The 5,690-nt window shown below is 69.2% G+C and carries 4 protein-coding genes and 2 pseudogenes; 1 reads left to right on the top strand and 5 read right to left on the bottom strand.

What is annotated here, in order from left to right; translation table 11 throughout:
- A pseudogene (locus IH13_RS36425) lies at positions 1-1,006 on the bottom strand (PE-PGRS family protein); the annotation flags it as partial.
- A 326-nt stretch (positions 1,007-1,332) separates the two neighbouring features.
- Here IH13_RS36425 and IH13_RS36420 point away from each other — a divergent pair.
- On the top strand, positions 1,333-1,893 hold the full coding sequence (locus IH13_RS36420) for a restriction endonuclease (RefSeq protein ID WP_234433165.1): 561 nt from the start codon (positions 1,333-1,335) through the stop codon (positions 1,891-1,893).
- A gap of 100 nt (positions 1,894-1,993) precedes the next feature.
- Here IH13_RS36420 and IH13_RS0100290 read toward each other — a convergent pair whose 3' ends face one another.
- The 4 genes and pseudogenes from IH13_RS0100290 to IH13_RS0100275 all read right to left on the bottom strand — a co-directional run bounded on the left by IH13_RS0100290 (position 1,994) and on the right by IH13_RS0100275 (position 5,549).
- Entirely contained in the window at positions 1,994-2,587 is a 594-nt protein-coding gene (locus IH13_RS0100290; protein ID WP_031079952.1) for a histidine phosphatase family protein, read from the bottom strand.
- Positions 2,580-3,328: pseudogene (locus IH13_RS36415) on the bottom strand (SDR family NAD(P)-dependent oxidoreductase). Before IH13_RS36415 ends, IH13_RS0100290 begins: the two are co-directional and overlap by 8 nt.
- Positions 3,313-4,449 carry a hypothetical protein gene (locus IH13_RS0100280; protein ID WP_031079949.1) on the bottom strand — a complete coding sequence of 379 codons (1,137 nt, stop codon included), beginning with the start codon at positions 4,447-4,449 and terminating at the stop codon, positions 3,313-3,315. The pseudogene IH13_RS36415 and the gene IH13_RS0100280 overlap by 16 nt, the downstream one beginning before the upstream one ends.
- On the bottom strand, positions 4,446-5,549 hold the full coding sequence (locus IH13_RS0100275; protein ID WP_234433164.1) for a glycosyltransferase family 9 protein: 1,104 nt from the start codon (positions 5,547-5,549) through the stop codon (positions 4,446-4,448). Before IH13_RS0100275 ends, IH13_RS0100280 begins: the two co-directional genes overlap by 4 nt.
- Between the last annotated feature and the right edge of the window lie 141 nt (positions 5,550-5,690).

Below are 5,690 nucleotides of genomic sequence, written 5' to 3'. Positions count from 1 at the left end.
TGTCGGACCATTCCTTCGTCCAGCCGTGGCGGTAGCCGTAGCTGTACCCCGATTGCTGGGCCACCTGCAGATCCAGCTCGCCGGACGGTTCGAGCCGGTGGGCCGGGGTGACCCGCTGCCATTCGTACGTCCGCCGGCCCGGCTGCGTGGGCACGTACCGGACCTGTTTCTGCCGTTCTTTGAAGCTGATCTCGTACGTCCTGCCGTGGACCGTGAGAAGCGGTCGCACCTGCCTGCGCTTCTTCGACACCGCGATATCGCCGTGCCGCGCGAGGGCCTGCTCGGCGAGGAGCCGAAGGAGGGTAAGCACCCGTGGGAGGACCTCGTCCGAGATCTCGAAGGCGCTGTGGTCCGCGGTGACCGCAGCGATCACGTCCTCGACGTCGGTGATCACGCGGCTGCGTGCCAGGCGGATCCGGTTCCACTCGGTCTCGTCCTCGCCCGTCACCCGGAGTAGTCCGAGGAAGAAGTCTCCCTTTGCCCGCCCGCTGTACTTCAGGTGGAAGCCGTCCGGGGCACACTGCCGCGCGGCGTCGAAAGCCCGGCGATAGCGGGCTCGCTCTTCGGCACTTGGATCGGGGATCCGAAGGAATCGGCCGGCCTTCTGCACCTCCGCGATCAAGGCCGCGCCGACTTCCGCCGGTGACTGGCGTGGCGGCTTCGCAGGGCGCGCTGGCGCAGGCTTCGTCTCGGCGGGAGGTGTTGCCCCCTGGCGGGGAGGTGTCGCAGCGTCTGGCTTCGACTCGACAGCTGTCGGCCGTTGCTTGCGTGGGGTCGGCTCAGGCCGGTCCGGGTGGTGACCGTGTTCCAGATAGAAGTGGCCGTCATCGGTGATTTCCGCCTGCCACTTTCCACCGTGCTTGGGCATGGTGACCAGGCCCCGGTTTTTGAGGGCATGGGTAGTGATGGCGAGTTCAGGACTGGCAGAGGTTACGGGATCCGTTCCCTCTCCGATGCGGATGAGTAAGGCCAGTTGGCGATCATTGAGCGGCGACCATCGGTACATGGTGACCGTCGTACCGGTCCCGCCTCGCACTCACAACCAAAATGGTCATGTTTCCGCATTCCGCTGTCTGAGGGTCTCCGGGGCCGAGTCTGCCGTACGACCCGGCTGGGGCGTGTCTCAGCCGATGCTCTGCAGGCATCCATGGTCAGGCCCTTCAATGAGACCAGCCATTGGCTGAACTGCGCCCTACTCGGATGCTTCATGTGTCCCGAGACTGCTGCACTGGACGAGGAAGGGGCGCCAAGGCAGTGGCACGGAAGCGGCGAGGAGCTGTGGCTCGAAAGCGGCGAGAGAGGCGAATTCGGAGCGGAACCATCGCCGGGGTCGTGTGCGGCGTCCTTCTGGTGGCCTTCTGGAGCGTGGTCTGGCCTTATCTCGTAGGTGCGCTCGTTTTTGGTGGCATTGCCGGAGGCGGGTGGTGGCTGTGGAGGACTGATCGGTTCATCAGGGGCGGGGATCGGCAGTGGCGGCATGACGAGGCGGTAAAAGCCGAGCACCGGACGCTTGCCGAGGTCGATGTGATGACAGGGACGGAGTTCGCGGACTTCGTCGTGGAGCTGTGTCGGCGCGATGGGTGTACCGACGTGCGGAGGGTCGGTGGGTCGCACGACAACGGGGCTGACGTGTTGGGGCGTCTTCCCGACGGGCGGAGCATGGTGATCCAGTGCAAGCGGTACGCGCCCAAACGCAAGATCCCCAGCCGGGAGGTCCGGGATCTGCTCGGTGCGAAGGTGCACTTCAAAGTCGACGTGGCGATCTTCGTCGCTACCACGTACTTCAGCGGGCCGGCAGAGAAGTTCGCTGCGGAGAACGACATCCTTGCCGTTCATCGTGATCACTTCGGACTGTGTACAACGGCGCCTCGTTGCCGTCGCTCAGTGCGGTGAACGGTCTGGGCCAGGGTGACCGTCGGCACAGAGAGCGCCGGAAGGAGACGTATGGGTAAGAGCGTCTTCTACAGGGCGCAATGGGCGGGGCGCCAGCAGGTTACTGGGCAGGTCGTTGAAGGCCGGGTCCCATGCGCTGGCGGGCGGGCAATGGACGAACCTCAGCGAACTGCCAGGGGACCCTTGCCGCAGTGGTGAAGGCAGCGGGGCCTTCTGGGAGGTGCGTGAGGACGCCCAGGAAGAGGGTGTGGGAGACCGCCAGGAGGGGGCCGTGGCGTTGGGCGGTGTGGTGGAGGAAAGTGGCGCAGTGGCGGGCGCGGGTGTGTAGGTCGGTGAGGCTTTCGCCGTCTTCGCAGCGTAGAGACGGATTGGCGAGGCGCCGGGCCCGCCAGGCGCGATAGGCGGGCGGGTAGGTCTCGGCACTCCGGCCTAGGACGATGCTTGGGGCGCGCCACTCGGCGAGGAGGCCGGAGGTGGCCACGATCGGCAGGCCCGTGAGATGCGAGACGAGGGTGGCGGTCTGGCGGGCACGGGGAATCGGGCTGGTGACGATCGCGGTGATGCCCTCGGGGAGGGGGAGCGAGCGGCACACCTGGTCGCGGCCCTCCAAGGTGAGCGCGGCTTCGTGTGGGGCGTGGTAGCCGGGGCGGTGGCCTTCGTAGGCGCCGTGGCGCATGAGCCAGATGTCAGCCAAGGATCCAGCCTCCGTCGACGCGCAGGGTCTGGCCGGTGATGAAGCCGGCGTCCTCGGTGGCGAGGAAGGCGACGGCCGCGGCGACGTCTTCCGGTCGGCCTCGACGTTGGACGCACTGGCGGGCGAGCTGGCGGACGGTCATGGCTTCCGGGTCGTCGACGACTGCGTCTTCGGCGGGGACGCGGATGGAGCCGGGAGCTACGCAGTTCGCGGTGACGCCGGCTGGGCCGAGTTCGCGGGCGAGGGCGCGGGTGAGTCCTTCGAGGCCGGCTTTGGCACTGATGTAGCCGGCGAGCTCGTGGCGGCCCGCAGCGGCGAGGACGGAGCCGATCGTGATGACGCGGCCCCAGCCGGTGGCCGTCATGGCGGGGTGAGTTCGTGGGCGAGGAGGTAGTGGCTGGTCAGGTTGGTGGCCAGGGTGTCTTCCCAGTGGGTCGGTGTCGTCTCCGGCCACGATCGGCGCGGGTAGGCACCGGCGTTGCTGACCAGGATGTCCACCGGTCCCAGCGCCTCTTGGGCTCGACGGCACAGGGACCGTACGGCCTCGGCATCTCGAAGGTCTGCCGACAGGGAGATACAAGAGGAGAGGGAGACCGAGAGCTCTCCTGCCGTTCGGTCATCGCCGAAGTGGGCGAGCGCGATAGCGGCGCCGTCGGCTGCGAGGCGGCGGGCGATGGCCGTGCCGAGGCCGCCGGTCGCTCCGGTGACCAAGGCGGTGCGGCCGTTCAGGGGGCCGGGCATGACGACTCCAGGGGGCAGAAGTAGGTGGCGGGGGCGAAGGCGGGGCTCATCGCTTCGGCAAGCCGGGTGAGGAGAACGAGTCGGTCCGCTGGAGCCAGCTCGGCGAGGTTGTAGACGCCGAGGATGCGCATGGCCAAGTAGGGGCGGAGAAGGTTCGCCAGGTCCGCACCGGGCCAGAGGCGGTCGGCGACCGGCCGTACGAGCTGGTTCCAGTACGTGGTCACGGCGGCCCGCCGGGGAGCCGCGAGACGTGGGGCGTAGTCGATGTGGATAGTGCTCGTGGTGTGCTCGATGTCCGCTCGTCGGATCTCGGGGGTGTTGTCCGGGGCGCGGGCGAACGTGGCGGGGTGGTCGGCGAAGGCCGATGGGTTGTACGTGGGCACGAGCCAGCCGCCGAGGGCGGAGGCGTACCAGAGGAAGTTGGCGAACTCACCGGGGATGCTGTTCAGCCCGGCGGTGTCGTAGTCGAACCAGGCGAGCGGTTGGGCGAGGTTGACGTCGGTGGGGTCGCCTTGGGTGAGGGCTGCCCAGACCGGCTCGGTCGCGGCGAAGTGGGCCCGGAGCCAGCGGAGGGTGGCAACCCAGTCCAGTTGGTGCCGACGGCCGTTGATGTTCAGGGTGTAGGTGTCGAGGCGGGAGACCGGGACGTCGATGAGGTCGTCGGCGATCAAGAAGTCCCTGCCGCCGTAGTACTCGTCGAGTCGGCCGCCGGGGCCCGCACGGTCCCAGTACAGCTTGCGGACCACGCGTGTCGGGTCGGTGGGCCTCGCCGTCGCGATGATGGCCTCGCGGTACGCGGCGGTGAGTTGATCCATGTAGGCGCGGAGGTCGTTGCTCGGCTCGTCGGCGTTGAGGAGATCGAGCAGGAGCCCGTGATCGGTGCCGCCGGGCAGACGTTCGTACGCGAGGAGCCGCCCGCCCGGCACACGCAGGTGGGCGTGGAGGGTCGGCACCCGGTAGTGCTGGGCCAGGCGTGCGTGCCCGCGAACCTCGGCGCGGCTTTCCACCGGGTCGCGCGTGTACTTCAGCAGCAACGGGCGGCCGAGGAGGTCAACGGGACAGAGCAGGTTGCGAGTAAAGCGCCGCACCGGGCCGAGCCGCAGAGGGCTGCGGAGGGTCATGGCCGCACCCCGTTGAGCAGATCGAGGCACACTCGGGCCAGTTCGGCAGGCGGGAAGGCGTCCATGTGAGCGTCGACGTCCGGAGGAATGGCGTCTCGGACGGGGCAGAGGTCGCTCTGGTGCATGCGGTCGGACAGGTCGGTGGCGACGGCGTGGTGATGGGGGAGCCCGGTGCGCCACTTGCTGTGGCTGTGGCGCGCGTACAAGCCGATGACGGGCCTCTCGGGACTGCGCGTCATCGCGGCGAGGTGGGTGAGGCCGGTGTCGTTGCCGACGACCAGGTCGCAGTGCGGGAAGAGATCGGCGAGCTGTTCGGCCGGCACCCCGTCCAGGTGGAGCACCTGAACGTGGCGCCGAGGGGCCTCTGCGCTGACGCGTAAGCCGTCCTCCGCGTTGCCGCCGATGAGCAGCAGCCGGGCCTGTGCTTGCTGGGCTTCGGCGATCTGCTCGGTGAGGGCGATGTACCGCTGGGCGGTGTAGTCCTTGCGCTCCGGCCAGCTGGTGGCGGTGATGGCGGCGATGGTCATGCCGCCCAGCCAGCCCACCGATCGCAGCTTCTCCACGAGATCGTTCGGGCCGGTCGCGAGGGGCGGCACGAAGGGAGCCGTGCCGGGGAGGCGGATACCGAGGCGGCGTTCCAGCGCCAGGTAGTGGCGGGCCGGCAGGTCCGGGTGGGCGCGGCCCTCGCTCGACCAGCAGGGCGGGGCCGCTGGATCGAGTACCAGGCTCACTACGGCCTCGGAGCCGTGCGCCTCGATCCCCGTGCGGTCTCCGATCACGGCGCGTCGGCCGTGGGGCGCGGTGACTGGGTGGTGAGCGATCAGCCCGGTCCGGGCGATCAGCCCCGCGTACGGCCCCACTGCCCGGACGGACGTACGAACAGACCGCAGTCGCAGCCAGTCGAGCACCGCGCGTACCCCCGACAGAGCGAGGAGGGTGTCTCCGAGCTTCCCCTCGAAGGCCACCACGACCTCGCCGCACCCGCTCAGGCGGTGGACGAACTCGGCGGAGGCGGTCAGCGGGAGCGGCGCGCCGAGGGGGACGCTGCCACGGTCGTACCCCAGCGGGGTGGTGTGGACGGCCCCGGTGGGGACGACCACGGAGCCGTGGTGGAACCGGACCCCTGGCGGCGCGACCGAGCTCACGCCGGGCCCTCGATCGTGGTGAGCGAGACCAGCGGCAGCTCCAGCTCGTCGAGCAGGGCGCGGGCTCCGCGCGTGGTGTCCTCCACCAGGCAGGCC

This window comes from Streptomyces sp. NRRL WC-3549, from assembly GCF_000721935.1.
In the GTDB taxonomy this organism is placed as follows: Bacteria; Actinomycetota; Actinomycetes; order Streptomycetales; family Streptomycetaceae; genus Streptomyces.
This window is presented reverse-complemented; position numbering and strand designations above follow the sequence as displayed.

What these genes read in the sequence shown, in the direction of transcription:
- IH13_RS0100280 (WP_031079949.1), bottom strand. Translation starts at nt 4,449, where the DNA reads ATGACCCTCCGCAGCCCTCTGCGGCTCGGCCCGGTGCGGCGCTTTACT.